Source organism: Paenibacillus uliginis N3/975 (genome assembly GCF_900177425.1).
GTDB lineage: Bacteria > Bacillota > Bacilli > Paenibacillales > Paenibacillaceae > Paenibacillus_AQ > Paenibacillus_AQ uliginis.
On the sequence record NZ_LT840184.1, the window covers coordinates 6,277,042 to 6,297,335 of the forward strand.

General features: G+C 46.6%; 23 protein-coding genes and 1 riboswitch. Of the genes, 2 read left to right on the forward strand and 21 right to left on the reverse strand.

All coding sequences use genetic code 11. The annotated features are described in order from the left end of the window. Positions 1-71: 71 nt before the first annotated feature. From purR to B9N86_RS29215, 10 genes are all read right to left on the reverse strand, one after another. Positions 72-899, reverse strand: a complete 828-nt coding sequence (purR, locus tag B9N86_RS29165; protein WP_208916755.1) for a pur operon repressor — start codon at positions 897-899, stop codon at positions 72-74. 105 nt (positions 900-1,004) lie between these two features. Further along, the gene (gene ispE / locus B9N86_RS29170) at positions 1,005-1,859 is read right to left on the reverse strand and encodes a 4-(cytidine 5'-diphospho)-2-C-methyl-D-erythritol kinase (RefSeq protein WP_208916757.1); all 855 of its coding nucleotides are present in this window, start codon (positions 1,857-1,859) and stop codon (positions 1,005-1,007) included. Positions 1,860-2,044: 185 nt separating this feature from the next. Further along, positions 2,045-2,227, reverse strand: a complete 183-nt coding sequence (locus tag B9N86_RS29175) for a small, acid-soluble spore protein, alpha/beta type (protein WP_208916759.1) — start codon at positions 2,225-2,227, stop codon at positions 2,045-2,047. A 146-nt stretch (positions 2,228-2,373) separates the two neighbouring features. Continuing rightward, positions 2,374-2,649, reverse strand: a complete 276-nt coding sequence (gene veg, locus B9N86_RS29180; RefSeq protein ID WP_208916761.1) for a biofilm formation stimulator Veg — start codon at positions 2,647-2,649, stop codon at positions 2,374-2,376. A 357-nt stretch (positions 2,650-3,006) separates the two neighbouring features. Beyond that, positions 3,007-3,900 (reverse strand): sporulation peptidase YabG, encoded by an 894-nt coding sequence (yabG, locus tag B9N86_RS29185; protein ID WP_208920944.1) that lies wholly within the window; start codon positions 3,898-3,900, stop codon positions 3,007-3,009. Between the two features lie 285 nt (positions 3,901-4,185). Then, entirely contained in the window at positions 4,186-5,070 is an 885-nt protein-coding gene (rsmA, locus tag B9N86_RS29190) for a 16S rRNA (adenine(1518)-N(6)/adenine(1519)-N(6))-dimethyltransferase RsmA (protein ID WP_208916763.1), read from the reverse strand. After that, complete coding sequence (rnmV, locus tag B9N86_RS29195) at positions 5,067-5,618, reverse strand: ribonuclease M5 (protein WP_208916765.1); 552 nt, start codon at positions 5,616-5,618, stop codon at positions 5,067-5,069. Before rnmV ends, rsmA begins: the two co-directional genes overlap by 4 nt. A 119-nt stretch (positions 5,619-5,737) precedes the next feature. After that, positions 5,738-6,961 (reverse strand): resuscitation-promoting factor, encoded by a 1,224-nt coding sequence (locus tag B9N86_RS29200; protein ID WP_208916767.1) that lies wholly within the window; start codon positions 6,959-6,961, stop codon positions 5,738-5,740. Between the two features lie 273 nt (positions 6,962-7,234). Next, a riboswitch (cyclic di-AMP (ydaO/yuaA leader) is annotated at positions 7,235-7,446 on the reverse strand. Positions 7,447-7,647: 201 nt separating this feature from the next. Then, complete coding sequence (locus tag B9N86_RS29210; protein WP_208916771.1) at positions 7,648-8,415, reverse strand: TatD family hydrolase; 768 nt, start codon at positions 8,413-8,415, stop codon at positions 7,648-7,650. Positions 8,416-8,499: 84 nt separating this feature from the next. Then, a complete protein-coding gene (locus B9N86_RS29215) occupies positions 8,500-9,789 on the reverse strand; it encodes an HD domain-containing protein (RefSeq protein WP_208916773.1) in 1,290 nt (429 codons plus the stop codon). A gap of 317 nt (positions 9,790-10,106) precedes the next feature. Here B9N86_RS29215 and B9N86_RS29220 point away from each other — a divergent pair, with 317 nt between their 5' ends. Next, on the forward strand, positions 10,107-10,361 hold the full coding sequence (locus B9N86_RS29220) for an AbrB/MazE/SpoVT family DNA-binding domain-containing protein (protein ID WP_208916775.1): 255 nt from the start codon (positions 10,107-10,109) through the stop codon (positions 10,359-10,361). A gap of 195 nt (positions 10,362-10,556) precedes the next feature. Here the strand turns inward: B9N86_RS29220 and rsmI are convergent, their stop codons facing one another. The 10 genes from rsmI to B9N86_RS29270 all read right to left on the reverse strand — a co-directional run bounded on the left by rsmI (position 10,557) and on the right by B9N86_RS29270 (position 18,699). Then, positions 10,557-11,447, reverse strand: a complete 891-nt coding sequence (gene rsmI / locus B9N86_RS29225; RefSeq protein WP_208916777.1) for a 16S rRNA (cytidine(1402)-2'-O)-methyltransferase — start codon at positions 11,445-11,447, stop codon at positions 10,557-10,559. Beyond that, positions 11,444-12,202 (reverse strand): tRNA1(Val) (adenine(37)-N6)-methyltransferase, encoded by a 759-nt coding sequence (locus tag B9N86_RS29230; protein WP_208916779.1) that lies wholly within the window; start codon positions 12,200-12,202, stop codon positions 11,444-11,446. The genes rsmI and B9N86_RS29230 overlap by 4 nt, the downstream gene beginning before the upstream one ends. Before the next feature lie 282 nt (positions 12,203-12,484). Further along, positions 12,485-12,856, reverse strand: a complete 372-nt coding sequence (yabA, locus tag B9N86_RS29235; RefSeq protein ID WP_208916781.1) for a DNA replication initiation control protein YabA — start codon at positions 12,854-12,856, stop codon at positions 12,485-12,487. A gap of 32 nt (positions 12,857-12,888) precedes the next feature. Continuing rightward, positions 12,889-13,689: a PSP1 domain-containing protein gene (locus B9N86_RS29240; protein ID WP_208916783.1), complete on the reverse strand. Its 801-nt coding sequence runs from the start codon at positions 13,687-13,689 to the stop codon at positions 12,889-12,891. Between the two features lie 58 nt (positions 13,690-13,747). After that, a complete protein-coding gene (gene holB, locus B9N86_RS29245) occupies positions 13,748-14,731 on the reverse strand; it encodes a DNA polymerase III subunit delta' (protein ID WP_208916785.1) in 984 nt (327 codons plus the stop codon). A gap of 159 nt (positions 14,732-14,890) precedes the next feature. Continuing rightward, positions 14,891-15,334 carry a YaaR family protein gene (locus B9N86_RS29250; protein WP_208916787.1) on the reverse strand — a complete coding sequence of 148 codons (444 nt, stop codon included), beginning with the start codon at positions 15,332-15,334 and terminating at the stop codon, positions 14,891-14,893. Positions 15,335-15,758: 424 nt separating this feature from the next. Beyond that, positions 15,759-16,088, reverse strand: a complete 330-nt coding sequence (locus B9N86_RS29255; protein ID WP_208916789.1) for a cyclic-di-AMP receptor — start codon at positions 16,086-16,088, stop codon at positions 15,759-15,761. Positions 16,089-16,154: 66 nt separating this feature from the next. After that, positions 16,155-16,796: a dTMP kinase gene (gene tmk, locus B9N86_RS29260; RefSeq protein WP_208916791.1), complete on the reverse strand. Its 642-nt coding sequence runs from the start codon at positions 16,794-16,796 to the stop codon at positions 16,155-16,157. Next, positions 16,793-18,376: an aminotransferase class I/II-fold pyridoxal phosphate-dependent enzyme gene (locus B9N86_RS29265; RefSeq protein WP_208916793.1), complete on the reverse strand. Its 1,584-nt coding sequence runs from the start codon at positions 18,374-18,376 to the stop codon at positions 16,793-16,795. The genes tmk and B9N86_RS29265 overlap by 4 nt, the downstream gene beginning before the upstream one ends. A gap of 137 nt (positions 18,377-18,513) precedes the next feature. Further along, positions 18,514-18,699 carry a sigma factor G inhibitor Gin gene (locus B9N86_RS29270; protein ID WP_208916795.1) on the reverse strand — a complete coding sequence of 62 codons (186 nt, stop codon included), beginning with the start codon at positions 18,697-18,699 and terminating at the stop codon, positions 18,514-18,516. 216 nt (positions 18,700-18,915) lie between these two features. On the opposite strand from B9N86_RS29270, the gene B9N86_RS29275 reads away from it, so the two are divergent. Continuing rightward, positions 18,916-19,440 (forward strand): hypothetical protein, encoded by a 525-nt coding sequence (locus B9N86_RS29275; RefSeq protein ID WP_208916797.1) that lies wholly within the window; start codon positions 18,916-18,918, stop codon positions 19,438-19,440. A 51-nt stretch (positions 19,441-19,491) separates the two neighbouring features. Here B9N86_RS29275 and B9N86_RS29280 read toward each other — a convergent pair whose 3' ends face one another. Next, positions 19,492-19,920 carry a hypothetical protein gene (locus tag B9N86_RS29280; RefSeq protein ID WP_208916799.1) on the reverse strand — a complete coding sequence of 143 codons (429 nt, stop codon included), beginning with the start codon at positions 19,918-19,920 and terminating at the stop codon, positions 19,492-19,494. Positions 19,921-20,294: the final 374 nt, after the last annotated feature.

Sequence of the window (20,294 nt, forward strand, 5' to 3'; positions counted from 1 at the left end):
ATGTGATATTTTCGACAGACTTCGTGCCCATTCGCTTGAAAACGCTATTATATCGACAAATACCGCCAGTCCTATTTTTCGAAATAATTTCCAGGATTTACGGTGATCATCTTACTCTTGGAATCCACATCCGAGAGACGAGCCAGAGAAATGTAGTCCTGCAGTAGTCGTTCCTCCGACTCAACCGCACCTGATTCCAAAAGCACTCCGACTCCTGCCACTTCCGCATTGAATTCAGCAAGCAGATCCACCATTCCCTGGATTGTGCCGCCAGCCTTCATAAAGTCATCCACAATAAGAACGCGTGAGCGTTCTTTGAGCGCCCTGCGAGAGAGGGACATCGTATGAATGCTCTTATGAGATCCGGAGACGTAGTTGATGCTCACAGCCGAGCCTTCAGTCACCTGATGATCACGGCGTACAAGAACGACCGGCAGATTCAGTTGAGCGGCTGTCGCATAGGCAAGTGGGATTCCTTTCGTCTCGACCGTCATGACGACATCAATGTCACAGTCCGCAAAGACGGTTGCGAATATTTTGCCAGCTTCGTTCATCAGGGAGGGCTCTCCCAGAAGGTCAGACATATATAGATAGCCGCCAGGCAGTATCCGGTCGGACTGCTGCAGCTTATGGCACAATTCTTGGGCAAAAGAGAGTGCGTGGTCCTTCCGCAGCTTTGGAATGTACTTCACACCCCCGGCTGCTCCGGCAAGCGTCTGCAGCTCGCCCATTCCTTCGTCTTCAAACACTTCCTTGATAATCGCCAAGTCCTCACTTATGGAGGATTTGGCTGCTCCGTAACGTTCAGCGAACGTAGTCAGCGAAATCAAAGTATGCGGTTCAGACAATAAATATTGGGTCATGTCGACCAATCGTTCGCTTCGTTTTAATTTTTTCACATGAGTTCCTCGCTAAATCCGAATATTATATTGTAAATATACCACTTTTGTACGTCTTTCCACAAGGTCAGAAGTTCCTAACCTGGTAATCAGCTCTTGATATTGTTACGTTAGAAGTCTAACTGCATAAACTTCTTTGCAAAAGCCTCTCAGGCCATTATAAATTCGCGCGACTTTGGACTCTTTAGACACAAGCCCAAACACGGTTGGCCCGCTTCCAGACATGAGCGCTCCATCAGCGCCAAGCTTTAACATAGCTTCTTTCAGCTGCTGCACTTCCGGGTGCATCTTCAGTGTCACCTCTTCCAGCACGTTACCGAGTGACCGGCACATTTCCTGAAAGTTGCCCGATTCCAGAGCTGAGACCATATCCTTGGCGGACGGATGTTGTTGTATGTTGTCACTGCGCAGACGACCGTACACTTCTGCTGTAGACACATTAATCGGCGGTTTCGCCACGACAACCCAGCATTGGGGAGGGTTTAGAACAGGGGTCAGAACTTCCCCTCTACCTGTCGCTAGGGCAGATCCGCCTGTAACACAGAAGGGCACGTCAGAGCCCAGCTCAGCTCCCAGAGATAACAGCTCTTCCTGCGGTATATTCAGATCCCAAAGACGGTTCAGGCCACGAAGCGTGGCCGCAGCATCACTGCTTCCGCCTGCCAGACCGGCAGCAACAGGTATTTTTTTGTCTAGATGAATATGTACACCTTTACGGACGTCATAACGCTCCTTGATGAGTTTAGCCGCCTGAAAGGCCAAGTTCTTCTCATCAAGCGGTATATAGCCCGCTTGGCTAGTGATGATGATCGTATCTCGAGGCTGCTCAGACATCTCTAGCCGGTCTGCCAGATCGATCATCGTCATGACCATCTCCACTTCGTGGAAACCGTCGGGTCTTTTATGAAGTACGTCCAGCATCAAATTGATCTTAGCAGGCGCTTTTTCGTATATTTTCAAGAACGTTCACCTATCCTTAGCTTTTCCCATAAGCACAACTTAACACATTACAAGAAAAACTTCTAATTGACTTTATATTAACAAACCGACGCGTTGAAGTCATTTTCCATGCGCAAATAAATGCGAATAAATGGTTATAAGATAAAAGGGCCTCCGCATTCGGAAGCCCCCTATAATTCAAATTATTAACGGTCAGACTGGCGGGCAGCCCGCTCCGCAAGTTCAATTGCCTTTTTAACCATATTTCCGGCATCACTGGCTTTAATACCGCCCCAGCCTTCTTTTTGCACCGTATCGTAGAATCCCAGCTCCTTAGCAAGCTCGTTCTTCAGTTCTTCCGACATAATACTCCGTCTTCTCCGACTCATTCGTATTCGACCTCCTTGTGAATGTGGTGATGATGGCTTTGACCCTCCTTATTATGCGCTTTGGAGCAGGTTCCTCATTCCCACCATTCACATGGCAACAAAAAACAGCCTCCGTAAATACGGAAGCTGTTCTGCATTACATAAAGTTATGACTTGATATAGGTTATACGCAGTTGGCAGTCATCGTCCAAAACCATGATTTCCACCGTTTCGGTTAACACATCCGCATAACTGTAAGACACTCGTTTAAAGGTTTGCTGGTCTTGATCCAGCTTTACAATGAAAACAGAAGGGTACGTTTCTTCCAAAACACCAGTACGCTCTACGGTCTTACGGCGACCACCGTTTGCCCGCAGCGTAATTTTTTGCCCAAGATGAGCATCCAAACTGCGTTTGATTTCCAACAGCGCATTTTTAGCCATTGTCGACGACCACCTCTTTCCTTGTCCATTATAACTAATTATCAATCATTTGTCAAACCAAAAACATTAATTATATCAGCATTAAAATTATCTTGTCAACGAATTTTTTTTGAGCCTTTATATATCGAGCGTAGAACCGTTATTATGCGTAAAACCGACACGAAATATGCACATTTTATTTAAAATGTCACAGCTTGTCCTCTTCATGTACATAATGACAATATCAAACAAGTAGTAACGGTTTTGCCATCCTTTCAAGACGGCACCCATTTCTGTGAGGAATAAAAAAAACCCCTGTAATTAGGGGTTTTAGGAAGAACCTGTTCAATTTACCCGGCAAGGCGACCTTGGAAGGCTCTAGCTGACCGATGGAGTCACTTTAAGTGTAGATAAGTCATTGAGACGAGGAAGTCCAATCCGATAGCTTCCTCGGGTCTCAATGCCCCCTACCCCCTGGCTGCCGCTGATGGTGTTGTGAAGCACGTCGTTCATGTTCACCGTCTCGCGCATGGACGTATATGCCGTTTTAGCAGCCACATAGACCGGATCTAAAGCATGAATAAGTATCCGCCCCGGAGAGCTCGCAAAATTCGCTCCTGCCTGCAACAGTGCTTCAAAATGCGATTGGCACGCACCGGCCACCACAACAAGGGTGTCCAGATTACGTTCATACTGCCTTGCGCTCTGAATTGCCTGCACAAAATTTTGCGAATTTTTATAACTGTCCAAGCTGTACAAATCATGAGATTGACGTCTTTTCAGCACACCGTCATGTCCGGTAATAACTACAATATCAGGCCGAACACGCGGCAGCATTCGATATAAGGCCTCAGCCATGGATGATTCGTTAACATAGTAGCCTTCGGCTGGAACACGAAGCTGATTGTATAAGGTTAAGCTCTTTTTCAAATAATGGGGATCTCCATCTAAATGCAGCACCTTGCCGGGCACGTCGAAATATCCCTTTTCACCGGTTCCCCATTCGGTTCGCAGATCAGCCAAATGCCGCTCACTCTGCTCCTGCCGGTCCTTTTGCAAGCGGGATAGCGACTCGTTTGCTTTGATCTGTGCCTGCTTCGTCCGTTCGCTCATCGTGGGATGCGGTACACGTACCAGGTCCCCAAGGGGCGAGTCGGCCAGCAACCGAAAGTCCGTTCCCTTAATAATGGCTGTGTTCTGCTGGACACCCTCCACCCGGAACGTTACATCGCCGCCGTACGATTTACGAACGACCAAGTCTCCATAATTCATCACAACATCCCCCCTGCCTCTATCCTATGGGCGAATGCGGGGATTGGTTCATGGTTGAGAAGGATGACACCAAAAAATCGGTTCGTCCTTAACCCATCTCTCTTGGAAAGGACTTCGACTCTCAAGGGCGCAATAAGGTCGCTAAGACGATGAAACGTGTCGCTGCAAAAACCTGCAAATTGAAAAAGCAGCCCTTTAGGGGCTGCTTTAAAGATCTCTGCTTTAAACGTGAAATTTTTTTATTAAGGCTGCACGATCCATTGCCTCGTCCATACGCTTTCGTATCTACCGTACTCCAGCCCTAAGAAGCACGCTGCTCAGTCTGGCGTATTCTTCGATGCTAAGGGTCTCACCACGTCGTGAAGGCTCAATTTCAGCCTCCTGGAGCAGCTGCTCCAGCCGCTCACGTCCCTCTCCCGGGAAAAAGCGACTCTTCAGATTGTTTGCTATCGTCTTACGACGTTGAGCGAATGAAGCATGCACAACCTCGAAGAAGTGTTTCTCGTCATCGACTTCAACGGGAGGCTTGTCCCGCACCTTCAGACGAATGACGGCCGACTCTACATTCGGCTGAGGGATAAAGACGGTATGGGGAACCGTACACACCAGCTTCGGCTCGCTATAATATTGGACGGCGATACTCAAACTGCCGTAATCCTTGCTGCCTGGGGAGGCTGCCATGCGTACCGCAACCTCTTTTTGAATCATGACTACAATATTCTCAAGCGGCAGCTTTTCTTCCAGCAGCTTCATCAATATCGGTGTCGTTACATAGTAAGGCAGATTGGCTACGACGCTGACCTTAGACACTCCGCTGAAATAATTGCGGAACAGCTCATGTAAGTCCACCTTAAGCACGTCCCCGTGGTGCACGCTTACATTGGGATACGGCTCAAGTACCTCTTGTAATATCGGAATAAGCCGCTGATCAATCTCCACGGCTGTAACTCTGTTTGCTGTCTGTGCCAGCTTCTCCGTTAAAGCTCCAATGCCGGGACCGATCTCCAGTGCGCCTTTTTCCTTATCCAGATCAGCGGCCTCTACAATTTTGAACAGTATATTTTGATCGATGAGAAAGTTTTGTCCAAGACTCTTCTTAAACGAGAAGCCATGACGCTGTATAATCTCCTTCGTTCTTCTCGGGGTTGAAATATCATCAATCCGTGTCATAGCTCTGTACCTCCCTCTTCCAGCTGAGCGAGCGCTGCTGCGAATTCTTCACGTGATATTTGAAACATGGCCAGCCGTTTATGAAACTGTTTGCCGTTACAATATCCAATGCCGAGCAGGTTGCCCATCGCCATCCGTCTCGCTGCAGCCTGCGGATGCACAATCAGCCCAGCCTCAATCAGGTCATCCAGCCCAATAAGGCTTTCCGATCCTTCAAATGACGTATGCAATCGTTCCAGCGCATGGCGAATCGCCTCCGGCGAGGCATTCTCCACCCCGATGTCTCCTTTTCGCGTTGCATCGGCTTCCGGAATGAAGGCATGCTTGCAGCCAGGGACCTTAGTGTCGATAATCTTACGGATCCGCTCTCCGGCATGGTCCGGATCGGTTAAAATAATGATTCCGCGCCGTTCTTGCGCCAATGCAATTCGTTTCAGTGTGTGGCTGTTAATGGCCGATCCTCCGGTTTCAATCGTGTCTGCTTCAACAGCCCGCTTCACAGCCACTGTATCGTCCCGGCCCTCCACGACAATGACTTCTTTGATCATTCCCTGTTTCTTCCTTCCCAAAACAAAAGAAGAGGATGATTCATCCTCTTCTTAGCATCACATTAATATTAATTAAATAGTATAGCATTAGCATGGCAATGTAAAACGGAATTCATGCGTTAATTAAGCTCTGGTTTCACAGGGCCAATCACATAAACGGTATGCCCGCTTTTACGCCCAAAATTGTATGCCGCTTTTAAAGAATCAAAATAGACATCAATTTTGTTGCCTTTAATGGCACCACCAGTATCTTCTGCACGGCGGAAGCCTACGCCCTCAATATATACCCACCAACCGATTGGAACCACACTCGGGTCCACCGCAATCGTACGTCCTTCCGTTACGCGTGTACCGGAAGCTGTGCGGGTACCGATGCCTTTCTGTTCGGCGGAATAAGCTGTCATAGAAACATTGTTTAGTACTTTTTTATATTCGAAGTCAACTCCGGCTCTGGAAACCACATTGTTAACTTTAACTTTTGCGGATGCCGCCTTAACTGCTGGCTTTTCTGGACTCGATTCCTTGGCTGCCGTTCTCACGGTAGCATTTGCAGTCGTGGTTCTGTCAGCAGACGCAGTTTCAATAACAGGTGCTTCAGGCACTACTACTTTTTTCGTGCCAACTGCAATAATTTTATCCTTCGTCTTACGCTGTATCTCTTTGTTTATCACATTTTTTGAAACAAGCTTTCCGTCCTCGTAGACTTTCTCGATATGGTTAACCACGATGCCCGGCTTACCACTTTGAATCACCCGGTTATCGCCCTTCACAAGAGAAGGATCTGCCGTTTTGATGACACGGAAAGAGCGGTTTTCAGTTTGCTTAACCGTTTGTTTCGTGACGCGAACGACGCGAATGTCTGCTTTTTCAATAATTTTCGTTTCCAGGGAAGGCTTTACTGTATCTTCGCCCTTGATTGAAATGCCTGTTTCCTTAAGCACATTTCCAACCGTATCTTGGGTAGTAAATATTGTGTTTACTTTACCGTCTGCAGTCACTTTTACAGGTACTGCGAGTTTAATAAATACACGGTCTCCATCCTGGAGCACACCGTTTAACGGCATGGAAACCTCATCCTGCGGTTTCAGGGAGATGGCCTGCTCATCCAGCACTTCATGAAGCATAGCCTCTCGGGTTTCCACTGTGGTGACACGTCCGTCAACCACAAGGTGAATTTCTTTGCCCGCCTGATTGTGAACAATCAGAAGTACGAGCACTGTAATTGCGATGGCGCCAATGGCGGCCAGCATTAGGTGACGCAAATTCTCATGCTTCCATCGTAATGCGTAAGACATGCTGGATGATTGTGATTCATGGGTCTCTTCTGGTTGAATAACGCCCACTATGTCATCCTCCTTCATAGTCCCGCCGTCTAGGTAACGCATGATTGCATTTGACGTGACTATAGCAAATTGTCTCACAGGGTGCCCTGCTATCTATCTACACCCTGCGTTAATCCCCGTCTTCCCGTCCATACGATCGTCACCTCCTGTTTACCAAAAGTATGACGATACTGTCTCCAATATTCTAAAATAAAAGAAAGCCAAAGAAAGAGTTATAGAGACTCTTTCGTGGCTTCCTGATGTCTAGAATCTGGAAAATAGCATGCACGAGTTTGCCTCTCTTACTTACGCTTACGGAGTTAGCTGTCGGGTTCGGACGTAAGAGAGACGCCCTATCTCAAGTCACCCGCTCATGGCGGCTGCCTTCAAATTCACCCCAAAGACCCAAAAAGAAATCAAATACAGTGGAGCGCAGCATGATTGCCAGCTATTCCTGTATCGGTTCCCCCGTTCTCCGAATATCGGAGATTAAGCGAGACGGTTCATAAAATATTCGGCTGTTCGTTTTCCGATCAGCTTCTTATCACTGAAAAGATGATATCCTGTTTCTATGCAGGTTGTAAAGCAACAATCAACCACATTTTTTCAGATAAAAGGTTAAAATATTGTAATATCGTCGCCTTTTTCGGTTAAAAAACTTTAATTGGTCGTTAATGCTCTGTTTTTCATCGCATTTGCTCTCGATTTCATTTAATACCAAATCGTTCCAGAGCATTTTTGGTCGTAATTGAACCTAATTCTTCCAGAGACAGGCCCCTAATCTCAGCCGCTGCCTCGGCCACTAATTTCACATGAGCAGACTCATTACGCTTCCCCCGAAACGGATGAGGCGTTAAATAAGGGGAGTCGGTTTCGATGAGCAGTCGGTCCATCGGGACCTGTGCTAAGACCTCTTTTGGCTGTCTCGCATTTTTGAACGTTATCGGCCCGCCGAAAGAAATATGGAAACCCATATTTAGGCACTGCTTGGCCGTTTCCCAGCTGCCAGAAAAGGAGTGCATCACTCCACCGACCTCTGACGCCTTCTCTTCTTTCAAAATCTTCACGATATCCTCATGTGCATCCCGGTTATGAATAACAATCGGCATGTTCAATTCCCGTGCTAAACCAATCTGCCTACGCAGCACCTCATGCTGAACTTCCTTGGGAGAGGTGTCCCAATGGTAATCCAGGCCGATTTCACCGATAGCCACTACTTTCTCATGACTGCAAAGAGTAGCGATCCATTCCAAATCTCCGTCCTTCATCGTGATCGCATCTACGGGATGCCAACCCACTGCCGCATAAATAAAATCATAAGTTTCCGCCAATTTCATGGTCGAAGGAATCGTTTCCCGGTTAAAGCCGATGTTGATCATTCGGGTTACACCGGCTTCCAAGGCGCGGTTGATAACCTCCTCACGATCTTCGTGGAACTCGGGAGCATCCAGATGTGTATGTGTGTCGAATAACATAAATAAACAATCTCCTTTCTTGTCGCAGACCAGCACAGTAATAACCGCCGGTTCTAGCTGTTCAATACTTTACTTATATCTATTTTATCTAACTTGTCCAAACACGCTTTTGACATCCTCCGGCAAGGTATTCAAAACGTTCCTCACCTTTTCCTCAGGAAAGTATAGACGGTATCGCCCGCGGTGAATCCCGCTAATAGAGCGCACTATATCAGATACTTCGGATATTTCACGCACATGTTCATGTCTGTCCAGCAACAAAATCTGTTTATCGCTCTCAGGCGATCCGGAATGAAATTCATCATAAGGAAGATCGGTCGGATAATCAATCTCGAAATCATAATCCGGGTGGAGTCCCGCATCACGAAACGCCTGGCGGATTCCGTCGACGGTCTCTCTATCTATGGTGTCGATTTCTACATATTTATAGAGCCTACGATGCATAAACCGACCACATAAATCACTCAGAAGCTCATCCTTCTCAGCCGTCCACTGCAAAAAGGTTGTCTGAATCAACGCTTCATCCAGACGCAAATATTGGCTCACCGTCGTATTTCCCTCAAATAAAGCTGGTAACGGCTCTACCATAAAACTGAAATCATAACCTTCGCGGTATAGTTCCTTCGCTCTCCTGAAGATTTGCCTCAGTATAATCTCCGAACTTCGGGTCACCGGATGAAAATAAACCTGCCAGTACATCTGATACCTAGACATCAAATAATCTTCCACCGCGTGCATTCCTGATTCTTTCACCACCACCCGGTCCCGATACGGGCGGAGCATCCGCAATATCCGGTCTATATCAATCGTGCCATAATTAACACCCGTGTAGTATGCGTCGCGCAGCAGGTAATCCATCCGGTCTGCATCCAGCGGACTGGTCACAAGATTGATGACGATCGGCTTTTCATATGTTTTGTTGATGACTGAGGCTACCCGCTGCGGAAAATCTGAAGCCACCTCTCGGAGTACACTATTTACACATGTATCTCCAAGCAGAATTTTACAAGTCCAGTCCTCGTGATTCATTTGAAAAGCCTCTTCTATAGAATGAGAAAATGGCCCGTGCCCGAGATCGTGAAGCAACGCAGCACATAAAGTGAGCAGACGCTCCTCTTTCGGCCAATCGGGATAACCGCTACGTTCGAATTGAGAAATGATTCTTCTCGTAATTTCATATACGCCTAATGAATGTGAGAAACGACTATGCTCGGCTCCATGAAAAGTTAGGAATGAAGTCCCAAGTTGCCTTACCCGGCGAAGCCGCTGAAATTCCGGTGTATTAATTAACCTCCAGATCATGTCGTCCTGTACATGAATATAGTTGTGAACCGGATCTTTAAATACTTTTTCCTCCGTAATCGGTAAATGCATGCTTTTCATCCCCTTATCCTAGGCATCGAAATCGCTTCCCCACTTTTTTTGACACCTATTGTCGAACAATGTCGAATAACGTAAAATCCCGCTTTCCAAATCGACATGAACAAAAACAAGCTTATTTACCTAAGACTTTTGACATTTCTCTAGTAGAATAAGGCTTTTGTTCACTATATATTCGTAAATAAGTTTCTTATTTTCAAATTTATAGGTTGACTGATTTGGGAATCGTTGGTACTATAAATAACATAAAAAAGAGAACATTGTCGAATTATGACTTTTTTAAATTATGGCGAGAGGGGCATCAATCAGTTATGATGAAATCAACAGGTATTGTAAGAAAAGTAGATGAACTAGGAAGGGTCGTTATTCCAATTGAACTCCGACGCACATTAGGAATCGGAGAGAAGGATGCTCTCGAAATCTACGTGGACGGTGAGCGTATTATGCTCAAGAAATACGAGCCTGCCTGCATCTTCTGCGGTAATGCTGAGAACGTAACTTACTTCAAAGGCAAAATTGTTTGCAATGAATGTATCTCAGAAATTCCAACACCTGTGACAAATTAAGAAACATGGTATATAATAGTTTTAATCGAAATTGTTAATTCTAACCTTTTTCATATCTCCTTGACGCCTTCCTCGGCTATGAACCCAGCCGCAGGGAGGTATTTTTTTTCTTTTTTAACTCCCGCGACTCTATTTCCTTTAAAGATAGCACACCCGTCTGACTGATACTTTCTTACGAAAACTTTGCCTCATCCCCTAGTTGTTCAGCAGTGAGTTATAAATATCACGTTTGGAGACACCACGATCGGAGGCGGTTTTTTTCATGGCATCCTTACGGCTCATACCTTCGCTTTCATAATGCTCTACATGTGCTTCAAGCGTTAGTTCTTGCCACCAAGCGTCTCTCTCCCGCTGCTCTTCCTCCGCGCTGGCACCTTCTACGACGATACAGTATTCACCAAGCGGTGGATGCTCCTCCAGCCAGCTCAGACATTCCGATATTGGACCGCGTACAAATTCTTCATAACGTTTTGTCAACTCACGCGCGAGAGCCACATTTCGGTCCCCAAGCGCCTCTAACATAATTTCCAGCGTCTTCTTTACCCGGTGTGGCGATTCGTAAAATAGCAATGTGCCCTGTGCTGCCTGAAAGGAGGACAACTGAGCTATTATATCTTTCCGCTCACGGGGTAAAAATCCGATAAATGTAAAGCGTTCGGTCGGCAGACCCGAAGCAATTAAACCGGAAAGTGCGGCATTCGCCCCCGGTACAGGAATGACCGAAATACCTTCGGCAACAGCCAGTCTCACCAGGTCCGATCCCGGGTCGGAAATAGCAGGCAGACCGGCATCACTGACGATCGCCACATTTTTTCCTTCTATTATATAGCGTATAATTTCAGGACCACTTGCCCCCTTATTATGCTCATGATAGCTAAACAGCTGCTTGGGCTGAATTTCAAAGTGCGTGAGCAATTTACGGGTCTGCCGAGTATCCTCCGCGGCGATAATATCACACTCACGAAGTGTGCGCACAGCTCGGTAGGTCATATCTTCGAGATTCCCGATCGGCGTTGCCACCAAATACAATGATCCGGGACTTCCCTCAACACGTACCTCAAAGCTATTTTGACAGGTCAGGTTCATGATTTTCCCTCACTTGATCCATAATATATTTCCATCATTTCGCGGCAGTACTGTCCTTGATCATCATAGACAATGATTGGTGGCTGCAAACGAACCTCTGGCTTGCCATCCTTAATACATTCAATCAGCACCATATTGGCTTCCATATGCAGACGAGGGTGGACAAAACGGATAATTTTCGGCTCCAGGCGATACTTCTGCATCAAACTGATAATCTCCGCCAAACGCTGCGGCTTGTGCACCATACACAGCTTACCTCCGGGACGGACCAAACGGGCTCCCGACTGAATAACCTCCTCCAGCGTACAGTGAATCTCATGTCTCGCAATCGCCTGATGACGATTCAGCTTAATATCACTGCCATTCAGCGGCATATAAGGCGGGTTCACGGTAATGGCATCATATACGCCGTACCCTGTGTCCAAATACAGCTCTCTCAAATCACCTTCCCGGATCTTCACCCGTTCCTGCAGATGATTCAGCGCCACACTTCGTCTCGCCATATCGGCCAGTCTAGGCTGTATTTCGATCCCTTCAATGACGGCTTCACTCCGCGTAGTAAGCAGCAACGGGATCACACCATTTCCGGTACACATATCCAAAATCCGGCCCCGACGCGGAATATTCGCAAACCTTGCAAGCAGCACGGCGTCCATGGAAAAGCTGAATACCTCATCACTCTGAATGATGCCAAGCTCATGTGTCAGCAGATCATCGATCCGCTCCGAGCTGTGCAGAACTATATCTTGATTCATAATCCCAATCCTTTTTCGGTTTAATATATAAACTACAGAAACGGCTGCGCCCTGTTGATCATGACTACAACCGCTCCTGGATTATTTGATTCATATGATCATGTAAACAGCAGGATATATACTTTCTTATCTCTAAACAAAAATTCCTTTCGATGTACACCAATGACGCCAGACCGCATTTAGCGGTAGTTTTTCTTGCGAGATAAGGGTGCGTTAGCTACGGTGTCTATTCTTCCTTATCTCTTCAGAAAAAAACCGTAGGCGGTTTTCTCCTACGGTTTCTTATTTGTTCAAAAAAGATAGACAGAAGAGGCAATCCCCTTCGGTTCGCAAATGCCCGTAATAGACATTACAAATATGGAAGCCTTCATGATACAGTCGGGCCAGGTTGTCATATCCTTCCCCGACGACATCCTCTCCGCTTTCCTCATTCTTGACGAGTTGAGGCTGTTTGCGTGGAGATGCCGTTTCCGATTCTGCCGACTGAACTTCCCTCTTAAAAACTTTACGGAGCTGTTCATTTTCAAGGCTGAGACGATGGTTGTCTTCCAGCAATTCCTTGATGACCAGCTTTAGTTCACCCAGTTCACTGTGCATTTGTCCCATCTGTGATTCCATCTCTTGAATGCGCACAAAAATGTTTTTCTTTTCCAAGACTACACCCCGAAAGTAACCGTGATATTGGTCTACTTAATGACAACGTCATCCAAAGGAAGTTCTTTGACTTTACCGACTTCAAACAGCTGTACATGTACAGTCCGTTTGTCCGCATTCAGGCCAACCACTTTACCGTCTCCGAGCGAAGTGACGACCAATTTTCCGACGGACGGCAGTTCTTCCTTAACGCTTTCATAATTGTCATGCTCAAATTTCAAACAGCACATTAGCCTTCCACAAAGACCGGAGATTTTGGTAGGATTCAGCGATAAGCTCTGATCCTTTGCCATTTTGATCGATACCGGCTCAAAATCACCAAGCCATGAAGAGCAGCACAGTACGCGTCCACAAGGTCCTAAGCCGCCAAGCATCTTGGCTTCATCACGCACGCCAATCTGGCGCAATTCGATTCTTGTCCGGAATATTCCGGCAAGATCCTTAACCAGTTCTCGGAAATCTACCCGACCTTCCGCTGTGAAGTAAAAAATGATTTTGTTACGGTCAAAAGTAAATTCAACATCGACCAGCTTCATTTTTAGTGCATGATCCCGGATTTTATTTAAACAGGTTGTAAATGCATCCTTTGCCGCCAGCTTGTTCTCCTCGACCACACGGGCGTCAGAGTCGCCGGCAATGCGGATCACTTTCTTCAGCGGAAGAACCACATCCGATTCCTGTACTTCTTTCTTGCCAATAACAACTTGGCCATATTCGATACCGCGAGCCGTTTCCACGATAACGGATTGCTCCTTCTCCACAGGAAGATCCAGCGGATCGAAGTAATATATTTTGCCCGCTTTTTTAAAGCGGACACCCACTACACTGTACAAAAATTAACCCCCTTGTTAGCCTGTACATATTGGCCATTCTCGGATATTGGGGGTTGTCTCACGCCTGAGTTCCGCCCAAACCCATTAATAACTGCTCGAGACAGAGCTGTCCGTTGACATTATAACGTAACTTCTTCTGACACTCTGCGGCCAAATCCATGCAAGAGACCCACTGTGCCGTGCTGCGGGCTGACGCGTGACCGGAGATAAACTCCGCCTGATCTATGAAAACGAGACGATCTTGCCTTCCGTATTGGACATGTATCATATCCTTGAACCATAAGTGGAACAAGCTGAACAGTGTATCCAGATGTTCGGAGAGTCCTGATTTGAACACTTTCTGACTAGCGGTAATCATTGCTGTGCCAGTACGGTTCATAGACTCCTTCCCTAATTGTAACATTACGTTTCTAATTTCTGCAAACCAATTCTCATTCAAAATTTTCCTGCAACCTTCAAGTCCTGAGGCCAATTGAACCGCACAACGCACAAGGGCTAACGGATAACCTTCATTAACGAGCGCCTGTTCCATCATTTCCGGATTTAAAGCCCGAAAAGGCACAGTCTGTGACCGAGACTGGATCGTTGGAAGCAAAGCTTGTCCATTCTCCGCAATCAAAATAGCTACGGCCGGAACTTGCGGCTCCTCCAGAAATTTCAGCAGACTGTTGGCAGCCTGAACCGTCATCTTGTCGGCATGATCTATAATATAGACCTTAGGATTGTTCTTTTCTGACCGATATGAAAAAATCCGCTGTAATTCACGGATCTGATCGATTTTAATACTGGCACCATCGGGAGCAATCATGGTCAAATCCGGATGGTTGCCATGTTCAACCTTTCGGCATTCCAAACATTGACCACATGCGTCATCCCGACTTTCTGTGCAGAACAGTGCCTTGGCAAAAGTCATGGCCGTCTCCAGCTGTCCGGCACCGGCAGGCCCGCTGAATAGGTAAGCATGACTGACTGCTTCACGCCGCATGGCATTTTGAAGCAGCTGTTTGGCAGCCTCCTGGCCTAATATATTGTTAAAAGACATAAGTCCTCTCTCTTTCTGTATCAAGTAGAAACGGCTTTTCGCTTATAAAGTCGGTCTAATTGGCCTATTTAGGCGAGTGGGTTGTCTCTTAAGAAGTATCCCGTTTCTGCGAGAAATATAAGATAGTATGCTAAATAAACACATACATGCTTATATTTATTAAAAAACCAAATTAATTAGCATTCCGCGAATCTCACCAATTTTGCCTAGCAGTTCGATTTTCCCTTGCTCACTTTCCAGCAATTCGTCGGCCATGGACAAAAGCATAGAATCAATCTCATCTATGACATTGTACCTCTTGCCGCGTCCTCTACGGTCCCATCCTCGTGTTTCTTTCATCGATACGCCGCGACGTACCGTCTCTTCAAGGAACCTCTTGACCAGTAGACGATACGCCTTCAGCTCTCTAATTGTCATCGCCCGAGCCAGTCGATCACCCTGCAGTGCGATTTCGCGCATTTGTCGATTTAGTTCGTCCTTGGAAGCCTTCTCTCCCTGTAGGAACATCATATCGGAGAACGTTTTTTGCGGAATCGGTTTAGCACTGCTATCCGGGACCGACAATTCACTTTTCATGGGCCTGAAGCCCGGATTAATCTTCACCGAAATCTACCGCCTTTGTATAAATCATAATAAAAACGTTTATCGTCGTACCTCAAAGAAGACAGACCGCATTTAGCGGTAGTTTTTCTTGCGTGATAAGGATGCACTCTTAATAAAATATCGGGGACAGCCTGCTCCGCATAGGACACTGGTTTGTCGCACCCTGTCCCCCGATAGAAAACTTATCTATGATCCGGGTCTGCCTGGATACCCGAATAAGATGAGAAACGACTTCTACTGTTAATCTAGGTAAAAAGCAAGCTGTTTATGCTTACCCTCGTATATCTGGTAGATGTCTTTATTATGATATCAGAACCTGAACTTCTTTTGGTAACAAGCTTCAATACCGCAAGAAAAACATCCGCATTCTTAGCAAATCTATAGCTTTCTCTACTCAGACTGCCAATTTCTTGTTCTTTCTGAGTTAAAAATGCTCAAACCGTTCAACTGGAAGAACAAATACAGTCGCTCCACCCACCTGTACTTCTACCGGAAGCGGCAAATAGGAGTCGGTTGTACCGCTCATCGGCGTAACCGGAGTAACGAGTTGTTCACGTACTTTACAACTTGTGCGGATAACATTCATGACGCTTTCTACCTGACTATCGTCTACCCCGATCATAAACGTGGTGTTTCCGGCCTTCAAAAATCCTCCGGTACTTGCCAGTTTGGTTGCCCGGAAATTTGCCTTAACGAGACCGGCCGAAAGACGGTTGCTGTCCTTATCCTGTACAATCGCAACAATTAATTTCATGTGCAATCCCTCCGTTTTCATAGTTTGGCATTTAAATGCCTTGTCTTTATTATTTGACAAACATCCTCAAAAATCCTTTAAAACCGCGCCCTCAAGCACCCGGATCATCTCACGCTCCACCTGTGATGGTGATTTGGAAGCATCAATAACTTTGATTCGCTCTGGATATTGATCTGCTAGGAGACGATATCCGTCTCTCACGACTTGATGAAACGCCAGATTTTCCATGTCCAACCGGTTAAATTCCCGATCCTCGTTCGCCATGATACGGGAAAGACCAACTTCGGGATCAATATCGAACAGCAGAGTAAGATCAGGCATGCGGGACTCAATAGCAAACTGATTAATCGCCCACACTTCTTCAACCCCGATCCCCCGTGCCATCCCTTGGTATACGAGACTGCTATCGACAAATCGATCACATATGACGGTCAATCCTTCAGCTAGCGCTGGTTCCACCTTTTCCGCCAGATGCTGTCTGCGGGCAGCCGCATATAACAGAGCTTCCGTTCTCGCATCCATGCTCGTGTGTTTCGGATCCAGAATAACAGAACGAATCTTCTCCGCAATTTCGATACCGCCAGGTTCGCGGGTGATTAGGTAAGGGATGGAACGGTTCTGCATATAAGCTGACAATCTGCCGATCATCGTTGTTTTGCCAGAACCATCTCCTCCCTCGATTGTAATGAATAATGGTTTGCGGTTCATATCGTCCCCTGCTTTCTAGAGTTCTTGTGTACGAGAATGGTCTTGAGTGATTGATCTCCCGCACCTTGGCATTTCGCTCCGGCGTTTCTTAAAGCAACAAGTCGTTCAGCCGTATTCTTTGTGATAAGTTCACCTGGATACAAAATAGGAATACCCGGCGGATAAGGAATGATCATCTCAGCTGATATTCTTTCCGCACTATACTCAACGGGTACTGACTCCATTTGCTCCGGATCTTTAGGCGTCAAGCTGAACGTAACCGGCTCGGAAAATAACAGAGTCGTTTCTGGAATGTTCCACGTGGAAACATTGGACTGCTCGGAAGGCAGTGGATTGAAGACCTCGAGCGGCTCGGAAGCCTCCTCTTCCTCTACAATATGCCGGAGTGCCCATAAGAGGTGATTAACATCCTCCAGAGTAGACCCGAGCGTCAAGAGCAAGACGACGTACCGTTCGTCGCTCATCTCCGGGACACAGCCGCGCGCTTCAAGCGCGTGCTGGAGTCCATAGCCGCTCAGGGACCCGGTGCGGTCATATATGACCGCTTTGAACGGGTCCTGGCGCGTGTATGCCGCCGCCTGCGTCTGCAGCGGCAGGGCTTGTCCGCCGGCCGCGCTGCTGGCGGCGGGGTTTGCGGGCTGCGGCGGCTGCAGCAGCCCGAAGCGCGGCAGCTCCGCAAGGCCGCGCCTTAGCGCGCCCACGGCGGCTAGCCCCGCCGTGAAGGCGCTAGGGCCCTGCGCGTGCAGCATGCGCCGGGCCAGATCGAGCGAGGCCATCACAGGGTATGATGGGCTCGAGCTCTGAACCATAGCAAGCCGTTGACGAAGCAGACTTCGGTCCAAGAGACAACCCTGTACGTGAAGCATGGAACCCATCGTCATGGCTGCCAGCATTTTGTGTGTCGATTGCACCACTCCATCAGCCCCACAAGACAGCGCACTTTCCGGCAGATCCGGATGCATGCCGTAATGCGCGCCATGCGCCTCATCTACAAGAAGAGGTACCTCATGTTTGTGACATAGATCAGCCAACTCCCTCAGGTTGTTTCCCATCCCGTAGTAATTGGGTGACGTCACAAAGACGCCCTTAGTTTCCGGATTAGCAGCTAACGCAGATCTCAAAGACTCTGACGATGGAATAACTGCAAGACCGCTGCATTCATCCATTTGCGGTTCCAAAAACACTGCTCTTGCACCAGCAAGCATCAGGCCGTTCAGAACCGATTTATGGACATTGCGCTGAAGCAGGAGCAGGTCACCGGGCTGTATGCATACGGTTAGAATCATGGCTAAATTGCCCGCGGTACTTCCTCCAACCAGGAAAAAACTTTCCTCCGCCCCAAAACAATCAGCTGCCAGTTCCTGCGCCTCACGGATCACACCTTCCGGATGGTGAAGGTCATCTGTTCCACTAATCTCCGTCACATCTATTTTCATGACCTCACTGAGCTGCTCAGCTCCATTTATTCCGTCATACGCCTTCCCGTTTTTGTGACCTGGCACATGAAACGATTTAGCGGCATTGTTTTTGTACGCTAGCAGTGCTTCTACCAGCGGCGTTCTCTCTCTGTCCATATACATTTACTAATTTCCTTCCGGTAAGATCCTCTACCCTATTTTATCGTAAAATGAAACTTACGCCTATGCCCTCTCCCCTTTTGTCCAACCTACAACAAAAAAAGGCCTCACTAATATCAGGCCTCGAACATTACGTCCTACTAAACTTTATTGGGCACTACGATTTGTTTCAATTGATGAATAAAAAAATGATATTTAGCGTCTTCCGCATTCGTATGCACAATCTCAGACTCACAGTCCTCGCAGACAAATTGTGATACAATGGTAATTCCTTCTTTTTTATTCTGGCTGCATATAATACAGACGTGTTCATTCATCTCTTCCATGAGCCATCCCACCTTGTTCCTTTTACTATTAGTATGACACAGTTTCTATTATTTTAAACCTTTTCATAGTGTCTCCTTCTGCTTTATATGTATATGTCTTTATTTCTCCATGGTGTCTGTACTTAAGGCGCTTCACAAAAATAAGATTCAGACCGATAAAAAACATAAAAGACTTTTATCTTATCTCAATGTCCATTAAAGGAGGCCAGAAGCTCGATGGCAGAACAACCTCATGGCCAAGCTACCTTTTATCAATACCGGTTGCTCAAAAAAATACCACTTTCCAAGCACATTTTGGCCCTATACCTTATCCTTCCGTGTGCTGCAGTCGCTGCAGAAATGTTAATACTGTCCTGGGACAGCTTTCTTTATTTCTTACTAGCATTTGCACTTGTTCTATGGATCCATTTTGTCATCGGCCGTTCTGTATTGTTTATCTTTGGCTCTGCCTATCAAAAAAAATGGCGGTTTTCCCTTAAAACGCCTTGGCTCGGTTATATGCCCGACCAGCATATAAGTTCCCGAGTTTTTAACAAAGTACAGACCCATACCACTTGGATCAGCTTCTGTTTGTTCGGTGTCATGGCTTTCTGGTCGCCATTGTCGTTCATGATATCGCTTCTGTTTTGGCATATCTGGCTGCTTACCCCACGTTACTATGCTCTGCTTCGTTTCTCGGACCAGCGCAAGGATGGTATGCTCAAATTTAGCGACCTGGATGTGTCATACTACATACAATAATCATACATACACAAAAATAAAAGACCTCTTCCGTCTTTGGAATGAGGTCTTCTATTTCTTACTTTCTAATCCTTGAATCGCCTCTTTCTTAAGAGGTGCAGGTACCGTTATGATTAAAAAGTCATCATGCACCGTAAGATGAACGATACTTTTCCCCTTCTCAAACACTAAAGATGAGCCCTTCTGTTCTTCCTTCTTTTCTTTCCAGCCCCATGACTCGATTACCTCCAAATAAGGTTCTGGAAGGCTATCGGATTCCTTCAACCCCGGCAGTGAATAGCGAACATAATCCAGATCGCTGTTCCCCTTCGTTTGCTCGGTTTTATTCGCTTCCTTGGGTATCGGAAAGGATTTCACATTAGCCGCCCCATCAAAAGATTCCCAAGATGGCTGGGATGGTGACCCGCATGCTGATCCCATAATCAATATAGTGCATGCACATATGATTCCGGCAATCCGCAGTCGACTATTATGCAACATGTATTTAACCTCCTTCCCCCACATTAACCAAGCATCAGATCATTGCTTCACTGACTGGTTCAAGGAGAAACTTCATTCAGGCCTTAAATCCTAATAGCCTGCACAAACCGGAAAAATATAGGTAATAGTTCCTTGGTTCATGAATAATTCTATTATACTGATTTTTCTCCTTGTATCGGTAACAAAATCTTCATCAGTTAGCGTCACTTTCTCCACTATTCATAGATAATAATCATGTAAACAAATAAAAACCACCATCGATTACATCGACAGTGGTTTTTCGCTTGGCGACGTCCTACTCTCCCGGGACCCTTCGGTCCAAGTACCATCGGCGCTGGAAGGCTTAACGGTCGTGTTCGGGATGGGTACGCGTG